Genomic DNA, 16,007 nt, shown 5'->3' on the forward strand with positions numbered 1-16,007 from the left:
AAAAACCGTCCTGGCATAAGATTCCACTGTATTATTGCATGACTTATATTTAATAGAGTAAATATTTAAGCAGTTAGTTCTATCAACCAAATTATAATATATATCATTCTCGTTTATTTTAATGGTTTTGGGATGGGTCAAACTGTGACCTAACTCATCACCTATATATTTAGAATTTAATAGAGGCCCAATGATTCTGTTTAACATCTCACCTTCAATTTCTAATAATATCCATTTCTGTGACTTTCTTATTTCACTTATCTTAAATAGATTATATAAATCAGACCAGTGATAAAGTGACGTGAAAGCCATTGCGCTAATCAATAATAGAATAGATAATACTAGCAATAGTGCAGCACCATGCTGTGTCTCTAAACTATCCACAATTATAAAACTCCACTATTCAATAAAATAATAACTCGTCTTACCATGCCAATACCGTCCAATTCTATGGTAAATTCAACGGCGTGAGGTAAGACAACGTCGCTCCGCCACTCATTTAGCCATTTTCTTTCATGATATATCTGCATTCTAAATGCTGAGACTCCATCTATAGCATCTAAAATCTTGTATTCCGGATCTGCTATGCAACCAATTTTAGTATAAGATAATTTTTGTAAAACTTTATTTTTCAACCTATAGCCTATACTTTCTGGCATATAGTCAAAATCGTATTTTAAATTATCATTATTATTTAGTAAAAAATAAACCCCAAAATCATCACTTCCCAAAAGCCCCTTCCCTATTTGGAAGGAAACGCCTTGGTAATCATTTGAAATAAAATTTTGATATGTTATCGCGTGAGATATATCATCTTGAAGTTTTTCTATTACTTGGTATATTCTATATAATACTTTTGCCTTACTACTCGCGGCGGCACTTCCTTTCGCAATAACAATAACAGCCTGATAGATAGTTAAACTCATCATGGTAAAAATAATAACAGCAAGTAGTACCTCTAACAATGTAAAGCCATAAGATAAACGTTTAGTCATTAGTAATCCGGTGTCTTTGCACTATATAATTAGGATGTTCGTTATTTTCCTGACTACGAATTTCAACGATAACTTCATGATATCCTTTACTATGATTATATACTTCCTTCGTTTGCCAATACCAAAATTGGTTAAGCATAAAATGACGTCCCTTCGCCAAATCTCCGCTTTGTGTAACATTCATTATTTTAATTTCAGCTAAAACGTTATCTGCAACCCAAGAAGATGCCATCTTATCTTCTAACGCTTTGGTCCAAATTAATTGTTCACTAATATTTTTCATAATGCTGATACCCGCAATAGCAAAAATAGCTAATGAGATCATAACCTCTAACAATGTAAAACCTGTATAATATCGCAAGTAATTACCTATGCGTTGTCGGGACTCAAGTTACTACGTATATCTGTTTTAATTATGATGATACACTCCAGTTGCCAATATCATCTTCACTACCTATTTCTCTATCCGGTCCTGCAGAAAATATATCTATCTCTCCATTCTTTCCGGGATTACTCATTTGGTAAGCGTTTCCCCACGGATCTTGCGGTAATCGCCGAATATAACCATATTGAGGATAAATTCTCGGGATGGGTACCTCTGTTGGTTTGACAACCAATGAATGAATACCTTGTAACTCTGTAGGGTAATGGCCATTATCCAACTTATACATGTCCAATGCATTTTCTAAAGCAACAATATCGCTTAATGTCTTTTGCCGGTCAGCTCGGTTTTTATTAGACATCAGACTGGGTATCGTTAAGCTAGCCAAAACACCCAAAATCATGATAACCACCATAATTTCCAGCAATGTAAATCCATCCGATTTCGTCTCCTTCATCATCCATCCTCGATATATATTATGAAATTAGGCTGTTAATCTGCAATATTGGTTGAAATATTGACAAAACAATAAAAAAGATAAATGCAGCCATGAAAATCATTATTGCTGGCTCTAGTATTGTTATAAATATATTTATCTTAACCATCAGTTCATCTTCTTGGACAGCAGTCACTTTTTCCAACATAACATCCAATGTCCCAGTTCGTTCACCTGATGCAATCATATGTATTATCATAGGTGAGAATACTCGGCTAATAGTTAAAGAAGACGATAGACTACTGCCTTCGTTAATTAACTTAGCGGTGCTTTTTAACTGTGATTTAATATATTCATTTGTCAATGCAGAGTTGCTTATTTTTATTGCCTGGATTAAATCAACGTTATTGCCGTTTAAAATAGTTAATGTTCTTAAATAACGGGATATGTTCAACCTAATAATCACCTCTCCAACCAGAGGGATCTTCAAATAATAATATTCAAAGAGTTTATTTACCTTCTTTATTTTCAATATTCTATTAATTACAATTAACACAGAAGAAATTAACATTAAAATAGTCAATATGTTATTTTTTATCACGTTGCTAACTGTCATGAGAACTTGTGTAGAAAAAGGCAATGCATTACTCTCTAAGTAAAACTGCTCTACTATATTAGGGACAACTACCGATAAAAGGATAATAATCACACTGAGAGACATTAAAATTAGAATAATCGGATATATAAGTGTTTGTCCAAGTTTTCGTTTCACTTTCTGCGCTTGTTCTATATGGTCTGCAAGTCGAGACAACACCATACCTAAATGCCCCGATAGTTCACCAGCAGTGATCATTGACCTATATAATGGATTAAAAACATTTGAAAAATTTGAAAGTGAATCTGAAAATGAATAGCCTTCTATAATCTTCATCCTTATGTCATATATTATACTATTCATTACATTCATTTTATTTTGCTTCTCGATAATTGCCAATACTTCGTCTAATGGTATTGCTGCATTCACTAATGTCGACATTTGTCGAGTAACTAACACAAGATCATCATTATTAACAGTGTTAAAGTACTTCATTACTCTTGTAAAATAATTTAATTTTATGATATTAATCTTTAATAAATACCATCTTCTTTGATAGATAATATTCCTGGCAGCCAACATACTTTCGGCATCAATATTACCTTTTATTTTCACTCCGTCATTATTGATAGCGACATATTTAAATACAGGCATGCTTGTCCTCTAAGCTTATCCTGACCACTTCTTCAATTGTTGTTAAGCCAGCCATAACTTTATCCACCCCATCTTGTTCAATGCTGCGTATAGTTTGCTGCGCCAACTGGACAAGATCATGCTCACTATAGCCTTTATAAATACCTTCCCGTAAGCGATTATCAACAACTAAGAGCTCATGCAAAGCTATTCGCCCGCGATAACCGGCCGCATTACATTTGTCGCAACCTATCGCACGATGCGTATTTCCTGCTATGGTCATTCCATAATTTATGCCCAAGCTGTTTAGTTGCTCCGGCATAAATGTATACTCTTGCCGACACTCGATACATAGTCGGCGCACCAAACGTTGAGATAATACTGCCAATAATGAGCTTGATAGCATAAAGGGTTCGATCCCCATATCTCTCAGCCTGGTTACAGCACCAACAGCACTGTTAGCATGTAACGTTGATAAAACTAAATGGCCGGTTAAAGAGGCTTGTACTGCTATTTGTGCAGTTTCCACATCTCGTATTTCACCAATAAGAATAACATCAGGGTCCTGTCGCAGTATTGCTCTTAGGCTTCGAGAGAAAGTCATGCCAATTTTTGAATGAACCTGTGTCTGAGATATACCATCAATATCAAACTCGATGGGATCCTCGACAGTCATAATGTTCCTTTCACCTGAATCTATTCCCATTAGAGCTGCATAGAGTGTAGTACTTTTGCCTGCACCCGTAGGGCCAACAATCAATATAATACCATGAGGCTTGAGCACCAGTTTTTTCATCAAGCCATAGTTTTTTGCTGACATATCTAAAGATTGTAAGTCCAACTTAATACTGCTTTTGTCCAGTAAGCGCATAACTACGCGCTCACCATGATTTGACGGTAGAACAGACACGCGAACATCTAAAACTCGCCCGGCCAAGTTCAGTGCAATACGTCCATCTTGGGGAATACGCTTCTCTGCAATATCTAATTTCGCCATAACTTTAATCCGAGAAACTAATAATAGTGCTACACTGTGTTTCAGTTCTAATATATTTTTTAATACTCCATCAATACGAAATCTGATAGCCAGTTTTTTTTCGAAAGATTCTATATGGATATCTGACGCTAAATTTTTAATTGCTTCTGTTAAAATGGTATTGATTAGTCTTATTACTGGAGCCTCATTATCTGAGTCCAATAGGTCTTCACTGTCAGACAATTCACTAGCAAATGAATAAATCGCGATCTCATCACTTATTGCATTCATTATTTTATGTGACTGCATTGAACTATTTTGATACGTGGCCGTCAGAGTATTATTAAACTCATCATCAGTAACAAAATCAAGGCCCATAGGTTGATAGGCGACTCTATTCCCTTCAAGTATTGCCTCAAGCGAAGCTGAATGGCGGCATATAATTTGATATCCATTTTCTACTGGGAGTAAGATAACACCATTATCTTTAGACCAATTCAATGTTAATGGTACTAACTTCTTCTCATCTTGGTTCATAACTCAATCCCTACGTCACGGTAAAATGCCCTTATATCCTTTTTAAGTTTATTGAAATCATCATGATTTCTTTTTTCTCCCCCCCTCTCCTTATAATACTTTAGAGCACTATTTATAAAAGGCTTATTTGTATTCCCATGATTATATTCAGTGTATTTCTCTGCGGTCACCAAGTTATAGTCATTTGTTTCCCTGAGTATTGTTGGCTTAATGAATAAGATAAGGTTACTTTTTTCAATTTTCTCTTTTTTCTGCCTAAAAAAACCACCAATAAAAGGAATATCCCCCAAGATAGGAACTTTATTTACTGTTTTATTTATCTTTTTATCTAATAGCCCACCCACAACAACCGTCTCACCACTTTTTACCAGAACTGCATTATTAACGACTCTCTTGTTAAAAATAGAGCCTAAATTATTAGCAGTGACGTCAGAACCGTCAGCAATACTTGATACCTCCTGTCGGATTTCAAGAAGAACCGAATCACCTTTGTTTATCTGTGGTTTCACTTTCAACATGACACCAACATTTTGCCTTGAGATTGAGTTATAGACCCTATCTGTAGATGTTGTTTGTGTCGATGTCAGTACAGGAACCTCTTGACCTACATTAAACTCAGCCTCCATATTATCCAACGTGACAATACTCGGTGTTGCCAGAATATTATTATTTGAATTAGTTGCCAGGGTAGTAAATAAACCACTCCAGTTACCTTTATAAAAGCCTGCAGTTAATCCTGTAATTGCCATGGGCAGTAGACCGTCACTATTATTTCTTGTCCTTCCTGAGTTTGGGATAAAGTTGACCCCACCAGAAAATTTATTTTCCCATTGTATGCCAAGGTTTAATCCCTCTCCATTTTGGGTCTCAACTATGATGGCCTCGACCAAGACTTGAGCTCGTCTGATATCTAACTTTTCGATAACCAAGTCTAACTCTCTCATCATTTTCGGTTCAGGTGTAATGACCAAAGCATTTGTTTGATCATATGCCTTGATGGCAATATTTCCACTCTGTTTCTTGCCTGTCGAGTTTGTTTTTTTGTTACTGAGAAAACCTTGGCTAATGCCAGTTAGCACCTCCAAAAGTTTCGATGCTTGAGCATATTTCATATATATAACTTTTGTGTTTCCATAACTATTCTGTTGATGGTCAAGCTCCTTTATCATTTTAATGGCTTTTTTTCTGATATGGCTATCACCACTCACCAATACAGAGTTAGTCCTATCATCAGCAATCATTCTTCCTAAATTGAATGGCTCTTGTTTGTTGGAAGTTGTTTGATTTATGATTTCATTGACTAGTTTAGTCACATCAACAGCATTAGCATGTTTCAATTTATAGTATTCAACATCTATATCTCCGGCTTGGTCGAATGTATTGATTATCGAGTACAAGCGGTTTACTACAGCAGCGCGTCCCGTAATTAATATAGTATTTGATGGCTCATAGTGAATAATATTACCAGATTCAGAATTATCATTTAATTGGCGCAATAGTGGGGCAAGACTCTTGGCAGAGATATGTTTAAGTGGGAATATTCTATTGATAAGTTCATCCCCATAAGTTTCCCCCGATTCTCTTAGTGTAGGAACAACTGAACCTTTAGCTCGTTTTGATGGTATTACCTTCAAGATATTATTAGGCATTTCCACTACGGTATATCCGTAAACATCGAGTACATTAAGAAAGAATTGATAGTATTTATCTTGATCTAATAGTTCATAACTACGGACGCTAACCAAACCTTGAACTTTAGGATCTATTATTATAGTTTTATTGATATTCTTGCTTACTGTATTAATAAACTCTTTTATATCTGCATCTTTGAACAGCGCAGAGAAACTTTCACTATTTACACCTAGTGGTAAGAAAACTAGCACTATAGTTATTTTTGATAGTGTCAGTGATGTGATTTTAATAAAATAACAAAATATACGACCATATGCCAAGAAGACATTATTGATATGCATTCACACTCCCCTTACATTTTAATTCAGGGCGTACTCACTCCAATATAACCAGTGAATAATAAACCTCATCATCACTAATAATTACTTTATCCTTAAGTATTTTTACAATAATAACACTATTAGTACCGGCTACTCTATCATGAGTAAAGTAGGTTTCTTGTGCCACGCCAGAGTCTATTATGGCGATAGATTTTGACTCGTCTGCATGTTCGAGTATACCAACCAGTTTCAGCCTCCCCATATACAAAGGAGCATTAGCTATATCGTTAGTAACATTGTTTTTTTGTATGTTATCTTTAATGCCCTTGCTAAATAACTTTAACCTTTTGATCTCTTTTATCATTATTTCTTTATTTTTTACCTTATCATTCTCACCATTGTAACCTTTATATAATATTGGAACTGGCATTTCATTTTGACTTGACACTGCATTAATAAGCATTCCTAGGAAATATAAAATAAGTAAGATTAAGAGCACATCTAGCAAATTTATTTTATTACTAAACAGAGTTTGGCTGGGTGTTATAACTATCTTCTTAAAAAATGATAACACCCTAACCTCTCATTTATAATGAGGAAAACACAGATGTGACAAGTCTATTTTAGTAGCCAATAAACCTATCATTCATTTTGTTTGATACCATATTTTTTAATATCCCTGCATCTAATCTAAGACCGTATCTGTTTATGGTTTTAACAATGCCATCAGGTATCCCTGCACTTTTTAAATGTGCTCTAAACTTATGTATTAATTGATGATAATTATTATCTGAAATACTTTTATGATTTTCATACCATACTACTTTTATGATATCTTGTTTACGGTTGACATCACTAAATAAACACATTACCAATCTCTTTTGTTTTTCATTAATATCAATTGTTAGCTTTTTAGTATGAAAATGAATCTTGTTCATACAGCAATCCAGTGATATCTCTTTTTCATAATCAATCACTCCTTTCCCATTGACATCAATAAATTTACTGCCAGAGACAACAGAGACTGTATCGACATACATAAATAACCCCTCAAATACATTCACTCGGTTAATAAAGACCAATCACATACAACATTGATGTGATAAGAAAACAAGTGATTATTATTACTTTTGTTTAATGAATAAAACAAATTAAATTATATATTATATTAAACGATAATTTAATACATATATATAATTCTTAACGAATAAAGTCACCAGATAATAATTGATCAAGTCAATAATTAGACAAAAACCATTAATCATGAAAATGCATTATTCATAGTAATAAGATAATACAGCATCATGATGGTATCATTCTTATTGAAAATGTTTGAAACTTGTTTTATTCATCCCAAAAGAAACATGCAACCACAGAGGTTAAAATACAATAAAGGCGAAAAACTTCAAGAGATAAATACCATTTAACAATATGAAAGCAAGTTATTTACTTAAAAACAAAATTATAACAATTATATGCTTTGCCTTTACAAATATTCATATACTTATTTTATGCACCCGCGATTCAATTTAAAAAATAATCTTTACTAGACACTCTGCTATCAGACGTTGATTATAACACCGTCTCATTTATATAAGCATAAATACTATTCTTAGCCAAGCAGGTGTGTGTAATAAAAAAAATAACAGGATATCTAATTTAATACCCTATCAGAAGTAATTATTATTCCCCTTGACGTTTATCAAGGGGAATGGGATAGAATTAAAGCAAACATATTACATAATGAACTCGACCACACCACCATTTAAGTTGTACATGCTACCTACTATTTTTACTTTCCCTTCTTTTTCTAAGTTTCTAATTATTTCGCTATTTTTACGTATCTCATCTATGGTGTGTTTGACATTATTCTTCGCTACAGCATCGACGTATTTTTCATTTTTACTGCTTTTCTCTCCATCAAATTGCGTCGACTCAATTGCTGGCTTAATCTTATTAAGCAGACCAGTCAGGTTGCCAAGTTCAACGTTATCAATAGCTCCCTTGATTGCACCACAAGCCGTGTGCCCCATAACCAGGATGACTTTAGCTCCCGCAGCAGCACAAGCAAATTCCAGGCTACCTAATAAATCATCATTAGAGATGTTACCGGCAATTCTGGCATTAAAGGTTTCACCGATCCCCGTATCCAGCACTATCTCTGCTGGTGCGCGGGAATCAATACAACTCAAAATGACAGTGGTAGGGAACTGCCCTTCTGCACTACTGCGTTTTTGTGCAAGATAATCATGTTGTTGCATTTTACCAGAAACAAACCGCTTATTGCCCTGTTTTAAACTCTCAACTATTTGATCTGGCGTTAACTTATCACGTTCTTCTCTGGTCATAGCCGCTGCATATGATATTTGGGGTAGCCCCAAACCAATCCCACCGATGACGCTCGCAGCAGTGATACCCAATGCAGCTTTTAGTACATTCCGTCGGCTATTCGGGTGGTTATCTTCTGAACAACAACTTGGTATTTTACTCATACTCTCTCCTTGAAACTATTGTTGCCATTTTTGTTACTGCCGAATTAGTGAGCAGTCTTTTAAATGTAGTACATACAACTTGTATTACGCGACTGCCAATAGCGGAATTGAGAAAAAATAGGATCTTCTTGGCACGACAATAATCCTAGTCACTCCTTGCCCTTGAGGGCTTGATGATGGTCTCTCATCCATTGGGCCAACGAATCCAATGTTGGCTGTAATGTTTTGCCCAATGACGTAATTTCATATTCAACACGTGGGGGAACTTCGGCATAGATCTTGCGATAGACCAAACCGCGTTGTTCAAAAGCACGTAATTGCCGGGTAAGCTCTTTTTGGGTGATAGGCGCAATTGCCCGCTGCAACTCACCAAATCGGATAGGAGCCGCAGTGACGATCAAACGATAAAGAATTGGGATAGCCCACTTCCCCGCGATAAGTTCGACAAATTGCACCATCGGACACTTTTCTTCCACAATCGAATTGCCCGGCTCTAATTTATTTTTTGCTGTCAGCGGCTGATAGGTTGTCATTGCTTTCCTGTTGCATCATTAGTATCCAATTGGTACCTACTATACTTTAGATACTTTTGTATTAAAAATGGTCTTCCATTGTTATTAATGAGAAGACTCACCATGAATCGTTTAAATGATAAATATGCACTAATTACAGGAGGAACCAGTGGCATCGGGCTGGAAACTGCTCGTCAATTTCTGGCTGAAGGTGCAACCGTAGCAATCACGGGTAGAAATAGCGCAGCCTTGCAGGCCGCATATGAAGAGCTTGGCGACCAAGTTTTGCTGCTAAATAGTGATGCCAGTAATATTGCCGATCAATATCAGCTAGCGACAAAACTTACCCTGGTTTGGCCACGTCTCGATATCGTCTATATCAACGCAGGCGATGTTACTCATCGTTCGATAGAAGAGTGGGATGAAGAAAGTTTTGAGCGAGTATTATCAACTAATCTGAAAGGCCCTTTCTTCCTGTTACAAGCACTGTTGCCACTGCTAGCTAACCCTGCCTCGGTGATTCTTTGTGGCTCCGCCAGTGTTCATATCGGTTTACCGCAAAGCAACGTTTATGCCGCCAGCAAGGCGGGGTTACTCTCTCTTGCGCGAACCTTGTCAGGCGAGTGGGCAGACAGAGGAATCCGGGTCAATGGCTTGAGTCCTGGGCCGACACAGACGCCGGCACTGCAAAAACTGGGATTATCCGGCAGTGAACAAGAGCACCTTGCTGAACAAATCCGCCAACTGGTACCGATTAAGAGAATGGGAACATCTAGTGAGATTGCCCATGCTGCGGTCTTTCTCGCCTCAGATGAATCCAGTTTTATCGTCGGAACAGAATTACGGGTAGATGGAGGCGTCAGCAGCCTTTAAATACCTTATCTAACAAGAAAATTAGTCACTTACTGGGCATATTGTCTTCATAATAAATTGGGTGCAGATTGGTGACTATTGCTAAATAGCACACTAATGTGAGGTGACACGATGAAGGCTGCAATAGTAGAGGCATTGGGTGAAGCGCCGGTTGTGGGGCAGTTTGTGGAGCCAACACCGCTGCACGGTGAAACGGTGATAAATGTTGCGGTTGCTGGTATCAAACAACTTGATCGCGGTATCGTTAAAGGCACCCATTATTCCAGCCCGAAAACATTACCTATCGTTCCTGGTACTGATGGTATCGGGCATTTACCTGATGGTTCACGTGTTTATTTTGCTTCATTTCGCCAACCTTTTGGTGCCATGGCCGAACGCACAGTAGCATCCTGGTATGTTCCGGTTCCGCCAGAAGTTGACAATGCGACTGCGGCAGCCTTGATTAACCCGGCATTGGCTGCCTGGTTACCGCTTTCCTGGCGGGCCAAGATCCAACCGGGTGAATCCGTGCTTATCCTTGGTACGACGGGCACCTCAGGCAAACTGGCCATCGCAGCAGCACGTCATTTAGGGGCGGGCAGAGTCATCGCCGCCGGGAGGCGTCAGGATGTATTGGCAACACTGGGGGCCGATGCCACAGTAGACCTGACATTGCAGGGTGCGGAATTGACGCAGGCATTTACTCAAGCGGCGGGTCCCGCTGGGTATAACGTGATTGTGGATTATATCTGGGGGCCTGCTACCGAGGCTCTCTTCGCCGCACTGACCCATCATGACCTTGCCTCTCATGCTGGTGGCTCTGATCAAGGCATACGTTTAGTCAATGTTGGTTCCATGGCATCTCAAACACTACAACTCCCCGCCGCGGTGTTACGCAGCGCAAATTTGCACATACTGGGTATGTGGTACAGGTAATTTCCCAGCGATCCCTGAATTAAAACAAATTGTTTCAGATATTTTCGTTCTGGCGGCACAACAAAAGCTCGCTATTGAGACCCAGCTTCATTCACTGGATGATGTCACGGCAATCTGGGATATCAATAAAAACAGCGATATCCGCTCGGTGCTATCCATCGGATAATATCTGAGATAGAAAGAGCAAAATACGGGTTGGCCGAAATGGGCACAACCCGTGCTATCGCATTAAGATATCTGCAAGAAACGATCGAGCTGCCTGCGCAGTTGGTCATTTTCTTTCTTTAGCTGCTCAACCCTTTCCAGCAATGTTAGGGTCATTGCTACACCAGACCAGTCCAGATCCAACTCATTTTGTAGCCGCTGGGCGCGTTGAAGGCAACTCAGTGCATCAGCGTCAAAAATCCAGACGCTGTCAGCAGGCTCAAGTGGCACAATCACACCCAACCCGACCACCTCGACCAGTTCATCCTGCATTATTCCTGTTGACTGACATAATTCAGTCACGGTATAGGTGATTTCTATTTCAGCCATAATCTGTTACTCCCACCCGGTGCGAGGATTAAACGATGCCTGATCTGACAGTTGTTGCCAGAGCGCTCGCATTTTCTCGTCCGGTTTTGGCGGCATCACTACCTTGAGGATCGCGTACAGATCGCCGGTGCCTTTTTTGCTGACTAGCCCCTTGCCTTTGATACGCAATTTCTGACCACTTTGGCTACCTGCCGGGACCGTTAACGTTATTTTGCCCGTCAGTGTTGGCATCTCGACATTGGCACCTAATGCTGCTTCCCATGGGGCTAACGGCACCACTATTTGCAAATTCTGACCATCAACATCAAACAATGGATGCGGCGCAATACGAATAACCAGGAATAAATCGCCATTGGCTCCCCCGGCAAAACCCGGTGCACCCTGCCCTTTAAGACGAATACGCTCGCCATCTCCCACACCCGCAGGAATTTTCACTTTTAGCGTTTTGGCGGTCTCCGCTCCCGGATACCCGGAAGCATCAACTGTCGGTATTTTATAAGAAATAGAACGCGTCTGTTCCGCTAAAGTCTCTTCTAAAAAGATGGGTAACTCCATCTCAAGATCCTGGCCGCGTACACCGCGAGGTGATCGCTGAGAGGTGTGATGAGCGGAAGCACCACGGTTGGCAAAGAAAGATTCAAAAAAGTCTGAGAAATCTTGGGAACCGGCACCCGCACTGCTGTGCCATTGTTGATTACCTGAATTATAGGCAGCCTGTTGCTGTGTAAAACGCGGGTCATTACGGTGTAGCCTTAACTCGTCGTATTCGGCGCGCCGTTCAGTATCTTTTAATACCTCATAGGCCTCAGCGACCTCTTTGAACTTACTTTCAGCATCGGGTTCAGAGCTGACATCCGGGTGGTATTTACGCGCTAACTTGCGATAGGCCGTTTTAATATCTTTCAGGGAAGCGGTTGGTTCTACTCCCATCACGGCATAATAGTCTTTAAATTCCATGCGGTAATATCCTTAAATTCAATGTGCTATACCCAATAGATTTCAAGGTGCAGGAAGGCGGCAAGAAAAAGACAAATCGGTGGTGAACCGATTTGAACAACGTTGATACTCGCCCCGTCAGGTGAGCCTTAATCAGGCTCACTAATCCCGATCATGCTCACTCACGACAACTCAGTGATTAGGGGGACAAATCTGTCGGGAGCAGATTTGAACGCTGCTTGCAGCGGCCCAGAGGCAAGCCCATGAATGGGCCAAGTAACGGGAACAGCCAACCCACCTGCATTCTGAAAGATGACGGGTAAGATATAAGATATCCCCATCTGACTTATATAAAACTCATTTATGCATATTTCTCTCTTTGCCCGCCGTAAACAGTGCAAAGCTAACTGTAAACTATAGCGGTAATTGCTATTTTATGAGATAGACATTGATGATTTTCCATACTAAGAATTACAAATCATATAACTGATCCAATGGCTTATTTGCCGTAGACATCACTCTTTTCTGATTGACCTGCTTGACCGAAGCACGAGCCACTAATTTGCCCTGCAATAAGGTATTACTGAAGGGCGCATCTGGGCGTAATAAGCGTCGTTGCAATAACTGTATAGCTTCAGCCCCCAACTCATCTCGGGGAACATGCACCGCCGTCAGTGGAACATCATGAATCTCTGCCAGATTAAAACCATCCATACTCATAACGGATACGTTATCAGGCACGTTCATGTTCAGTTTATTCAATGCATTAACCGCACCAACCGCCATATAGTCCCCCCCGGCTAAAATGGCTGTCGGCAGTTGGCTCTTATCTTCACAACCTATGATAAAAGCGGTTAACGCTTGCTCAGCCTCTTCCGCGCCAAAGCCATGAGTGGTAATCAGATGCTGCCCATCATCAAAGCGCATATTGTTATCGGCGAAAGCCTCTTTTATTCCCACCAAGCGCAGTTCCATTGTGTTGCGGCGTAAACATTGCAGGGTCAGAATGCGCCGATGCCCTTGCTGTATCAAGTAGTTGGCAGAAAACTCACCAATCAGTTGGTGGTCTGGCGACACACTATCCAATGACATTTCTTTGTCACGGCAATTAATTAACACCGACGGCTTATGCACCCCAGCTGCTAATGTATGAATGCGTGGATCGTCGATACCAATAATGATTGCTGCTTCGGTTTGAGGATGGGTTATTTTTTCCAAAAATAACCCAATATCACAGTGAGTTTCGGATAATCCACAGTAGCGAATCATGACTTCATGTTGGCTGACCGCCTCAATAATCCCCTGAATAACTTTGTAGTAAAAAATATCGGTACGTACATCAAAGGCGCGATGAGGAGCAAATACCATAATATTATTTAGCATCAACCGCCCGCTGGACAAATTCTGCAATATCCCCTGCGACTGCGCATACGCCATTACCTGCTGTTTTGCTTTCGCACTGGTATTGGCTTTACCGGCTAATACTCTCGATACCGTGCTAATTGAAAGGCCAGTCTGATTAGCAATTTCTTGTATTTTTAGCTTTCCATTCATTTTGTGATCTCTCTCAAATTAGCAAATGAAAAAATTCTCATAGCCGGTGAATAGCTTATTCAGGCCGTTATTCAATATAAATGCTGAAATATTGCCCAGCTTATGAAAATCCTTTCAAAAAAATGCGTATTAAAGCCAATTTAAGCTAGCTACCTTGTTTTGGTAAACCAATTTTAAAAACTTATCAGTCCGGTTAACTTTGATTAAACATACAAAAAACAAATATTATCAATAAGTTGAGTTTTTTAAATCGAGTTTAATGTGAACGGAGTCACATTAAAACTCAGCGTAATCTTAATAACCGAGAATAGATCATACCAAAACAATAAGTTGGTCCGGTTAATTTACTGCCGACTAACATCAGGAGGCTGGGATGAGTGTTGAGATTAATCAATCCGCTAAAGTTGTCGAGCGGCGAAAAATAAAATCATTACGCTGGTGGATGCTGGCACTATTTCTACTCGGGGTCACCGTTAACTATATTACCCGTAACTCTCTAGGTATTCTGGCCCCTGAGTTAAAAACCAGCCTGAATATGACCACTGAACAATACTCGTGGATTGTGGCGTCTTTTCAGTTGGCTTACACCGTCTTCCAGCCACTCTGCGGTTGGCTGATTGATGTCATCGGCTTGAAAATGGGGTTCCTGATCTGCGCCAGTGTCTGGGCGGTGGTATGCATGATGCACGCAGGGGCTGGTACCTGGTTTCAATTGGCGGTGCTGCGCTTCTTTATGGGTAGTGCTGAAGCGGCGGCAACACCGGCAAACGCCAAAGCGATTTCTGACTGGTTCCCGAAAAAGGAACGCCCCATTGCTGCTGGCTGGGCGGGGGTGGGGTTCTCTATTGGTGCGATGTTAGCCCCACCAATTATCGTATTGGCTCATGTGGCTTTCGGCTGGCAAGGTGCATTCTTATTCTCCGGTGCTTTGGCTATGGTTTGGGTTGTGCTGTGGTGGCGTTTTTATCATTCACCTGACACCCATCCAAACCTGAGTAAGGAAGAGTTTGAACTGATTCACCAAGACAATGAACCGGTACTCCCTCGACTGCCTTTCCTTAAATCATTGGCTATTCTGAGTAAGAATAAGAAATTTTACGGTATCGCTATCCCGGCATTTTTAGCCGAGCCAGCATGGGCAGTATTTAGCTTCTGGGTTCCACTTTATTTGGCAACCGAGCGGGGCATGGACCTGAAACAGATTGCCATGTTCGCCTGGCTCCCCTTCCTGGCGGCAGATATCGGCAGTGTTGCCAGTGGCTATTTAACCAAACTCTACCAAAAATGGTTCGGTTGCAGTCGTATCAACTCAGTGGTTGCCAGCTCCGTAACCGGTGCCTTTATGATGGTTTCACTGGCCTTTGTTGCCATCACCAAAGACCCTTATCTGGCTATTGCTTTAATCTCTATTGGTGGCTTCGGTCATCAGGTTATCTCTTGCATGCTCAGTGCGTTAGTAGTTGATTCTTTTGATAAAAACCAAGTGGCCACCGTCAATGGTCTGCGCGGCTCTTCCGCCTGGATTGCCAGCTTCCTGTTTACTTTATTGATTGGGGCCGTATCCGACACCATTGGCTTTAACCCGCTGTTTATTGCTATGGGTTTCTTCGATTTGATTGGTGCTGTGTTCCTGGTTGCCCTGTTTGCTGAGCGCCGCAATAAAACACAACCGGTTGCCTGATGCT

The 16,007-nt window shown here is 40.1% G+C and carries 16 protein-coding genes; 3 read left to right on the forward strand and 13 right to left on the reverse strand.

What is annotated here, in order from left to right; genetic code table 11:
- Positions 1-386: 386 nt before the first annotated feature.
- The 10 genes from gspJ to ACWJJO_RS17915 form a co-directional block, all read right to left on the reverse strand.
- Complete coding sequence (gspJ, locus tag ACWJJO_RS17870) at positions 387-995, reverse strand: type II secretion system minor pseudopilin GspJ (RefSeq protein WP_442847578.1); 609 nt, start codon at positions 993-995, stop codon at positions 387-389.
- On the reverse strand, positions 988-1,356 hold the full coding sequence (gspI, locus tag ACWJJO_RS17875) for a type II secretion system minor pseudopilin GspI (protein ID WP_420074067.1): 369 nt from the start codon (positions 1,354-1,356) through the stop codon (positions 988-990). The genes gspJ and gspI overlap by 8 nt, the downstream gene beginning before the upstream one ends.
- A 52-nt stretch (positions 1,357-1,408) precedes the next feature.
- Positions 1,409-1,834, reverse strand: a complete 426-nt coding sequence (gene gspG, locus ACWJJO_RS17880) for a type II secretion system major pseudopilin GspG (protein ID WP_083162807.1) — start codon at positions 1,832-1,834, stop codon at positions 1,409-1,411.
- Positions 1,835-1,853: 19 nt separating this feature from the next.
- Positions 1,854-3,062 carry a type II secretion system F family protein gene (locus ACWJJO_RS17885; RefSeq protein ID WP_442820556.1) on the reverse strand — a complete coding sequence of 403 codons (1,209 nt, stop codon included), beginning with the start codon at positions 3,060-3,062 and terminating at the stop codon, positions 1,854-1,856.
- A complete protein-coding gene (gene gspE, locus ACWJJO_RS17890; protein WP_481091316.1) occupies positions 3,049-4,554 on the reverse strand; it encodes a type II secretion system ATPase GspE in 1,506 nt (501 codons plus the stop codon). The genes ACWJJO_RS17885 and gspE overlap by 14 nt, the downstream gene beginning before the upstream one ends.
- Positions 4,551-6,527, reverse strand: coding sequence for a type II secretion system secretin GspD (gspD, locus tag ACWJJO_RS17895; RefSeq protein WP_481091317.1), 1,977 nt, complete (start codon positions 6,525-6,527; stop codon positions 4,551-4,553). The genes gspE and gspD overlap by 4 nt, the downstream gene beginning before the upstream one ends.
- A gap of 34 nt (positions 6,528-6,561) precedes the next feature.
- The gene (locus ACWJJO_RS17900; protein WP_481091318.1) at positions 6,562-7,080 is read right to left on the reverse strand and encodes a type II secretion system protein N; all 519 of its coding nucleotides are present in this window, start codon (positions 7,078-7,080) and stop codon (positions 6,562-6,564) included.
- Between the two features lie 49 nt (positions 7,081-7,129).
- Positions 7,130-7,546 (reverse strand): winged helix-turn-helix domain-containing protein, encoded by a 417-nt coding sequence (locus ACWJJO_RS17905; protein WP_083162799.1) that lies wholly within the window; start codon positions 7,544-7,546, stop codon positions 7,130-7,132.
- 696 nt (positions 7,547-8,242) lie between these two features.
- Positions 8,243-8,998, reverse strand: coding sequence for a carbonic anhydrase (locus tag ACWJJO_RS17910; RefSeq protein ID WP_083162797.1), 756 nt, complete (start codon positions 8,996-8,998; stop codon positions 8,243-8,245).
- Between the two features lie 149 nt (positions 8,999-9,147).
- Positions 9,148-9,531 carry a winged helix-turn-helix transcriptional regulator gene (locus ACWJJO_RS17915; RefSeq protein WP_083162795.1) on the reverse strand — a complete coding sequence of 128 codons (384 nt, stop codon included), beginning with the start codon at positions 9,529-9,531 and terminating at the stop codon, positions 9,148-9,150.
- A 102-nt stretch (positions 9,532-9,633) separates the two neighbouring features.
- Here ACWJJO_RS17915 and ACWJJO_RS17920 point away from each other — a divergent pair, with 102 nt between their 5' ends.
- Both ACWJJO_RS17920 and ACWJJO_RS17925 read left to right on the forward strand, forming a co-directional pair.
- The gene (locus ACWJJO_RS17920; RefSeq protein WP_083162793.1) at positions 9,634-10,383 is read left to right on the forward strand and encodes an SDR family oxidoreductase; all 750 of its coding nucleotides are present in this window, start codon (positions 9,634-9,636) and stop codon (positions 10,381-10,383) included.
- 111 nt (positions 10,384-10,494) lie between these two features.
- Positions 10,495-11,298, forward strand: a complete 804-nt coding sequence (locus ACWJJO_RS17925; protein ID WP_481091319.1) for a quinone oxidoreductase family protein — start codon at positions 10,495-10,497, stop codon at positions 11,296-11,298.
- Between the two features lie 228 nt (positions 11,299-11,526).
- Here ACWJJO_RS17925 and cbpM read toward each other — a convergent pair whose 3' ends face one another.
- From cbpM to ACWJJO_RS17940, 3 genes are all read right to left on the reverse strand, one after another.
- Positions 11,527-11,832 carry a chaperone modulator CbpM gene (gene cbpM, locus ACWJJO_RS17930; protein WP_083162789.1) on the reverse strand — a complete coding sequence of 102 codons (306 nt, stop codon included), beginning with the start codon at positions 11,830-11,832 and terminating at the stop codon, positions 11,527-11,529.
- 6 nt (positions 11,833-11,838) lie between these two features.
- Positions 11,839-12,789, reverse strand: a complete 951-nt coding sequence (gene cbpA / locus ACWJJO_RS17935; RefSeq protein WP_083162787.1) for a curved DNA-binding protein — start codon at positions 12,787-12,789, stop codon at positions 11,839-11,841.
- Between the two features lie 450 nt (positions 12,790-13,239).
- Entirely contained in the window at positions 13,240-14,322 is a 1,083-nt protein-coding gene (locus ACWJJO_RS17940) for a LacI family DNA-binding transcriptional regulator (RefSeq protein ID WP_102970537.1), read from the reverse strand.
- A 373-nt stretch (positions 14,323-14,695) separates the two neighbouring features.
- On the opposite strand from ACWJJO_RS17940, the gene ACWJJO_RS17945 reads away from it, so the two are divergent.
- Complete coding sequence (locus ACWJJO_RS17945) at positions 14,696-16,003, forward strand: MFS transporter (protein WP_083162785.1); 1,308 nt, start codon at positions 14,696-14,698, stop codon at positions 16,001-16,003.
- Positions 16,004-16,007 lie beyond the last annotated feature (4 nt).

The organism is Yersinia antarctica (assembly GCF_056636475.1).

Bases quoted from the DNA above. Each gene is read 5' to 3' on its own strand.
- ACWJJO_RS17915 (WP_083162795.1), bottom strand. From the start codon at position 9,531: ATGACAACCTATCAGCCGCTGACAGCAAAAAATAAATTAGAGCCGGGC.
- ACWJJO_RS17885 (WP_442820556.1), bottom strand. From the start codon at position 3,062: ATGCCTGTATTTAAATATGTCGCTATCAATAATGACGGAGTGAAAATA.
- ACWJJO_RS17905 (WP_083162799.1), bottom strand. From the start codon at position 7,546: ATGTATGTCGATACAGTCTCTGTTGTCTCTGGCAGTAAATTTATTGAT.
- gspJ (WP_442847578.1), bottom strand. From the start codon at position 995: ATGACTAAACGTTTATCTTATGGCTTTACATTGTTAGAGGTACTACTT.
- cbpA (WP_083162787.1), bottom strand. From the start codon at position 12,789: ATGGAATTTAAAGACTATTATGCCGTGATGGGAGTAGAACCAACCGCT.
- cbpM (WP_083162789.1), bottom strand. From the start codon at position 11,832: ATGGCTGAAATAGAAATCACCTATACCGTGACTGAATTATGTCAGTCA.
- gspE (WP_481091316.1), bottom strand. From the start codon at position 4,554: ATGAACCAAGATGAGAAGAAGTTAGTACCATTAACATTGAATTGGTCT.
- ACWJJO_RS17925 (WP_481091319.1), top strand. From the start codon at position 10,495: ATGAAGGCTGCAATAGTAGAGGCATTGGGTGAAGCGCCGGTTGTGGGG.
- gspG (WP_083162807.1), bottom strand. From the start codon at position 1,834: ATGAAGGAGACGAAATCGGATGGATTTACATTGCTGGAAATTATGGTG.
- ACWJJO_RS17940 (WP_102970537.1), bottom strand. From the start codon at position 14,322: ATGAATGGAAAGCTAAAAATACAAGAAATTGCTAATCAGACTGGCCTT.
- gspD (WP_481091317.1), bottom strand. From the start codon at position 6,527: ATGCATATCAATAATGTCTTCTTGGCATATGGTCGTATATTTTGTTAT.
- ACWJJO_RS17945 (WP_083162785.1), top strand. From the start codon at position 14,696: ATGAGTGTTGAGATTAATCAATCCGCTAAAGTTGTCGAGCGGCGAAAA.
- ACWJJO_RS17910 (WP_083162797.1), bottom strand. From the start codon at position 8,998: ATGAGTAAAATACCAAGTTGTTGTTCAGAAGATAACCACCCGAATAGC.
- ACWJJO_RS17920 (WP_083162793.1), top strand. From the start codon at position 9,634: ATGAATCGTTTAAATGATAAATATGCACTAATTACAGGAGGAACCAGT.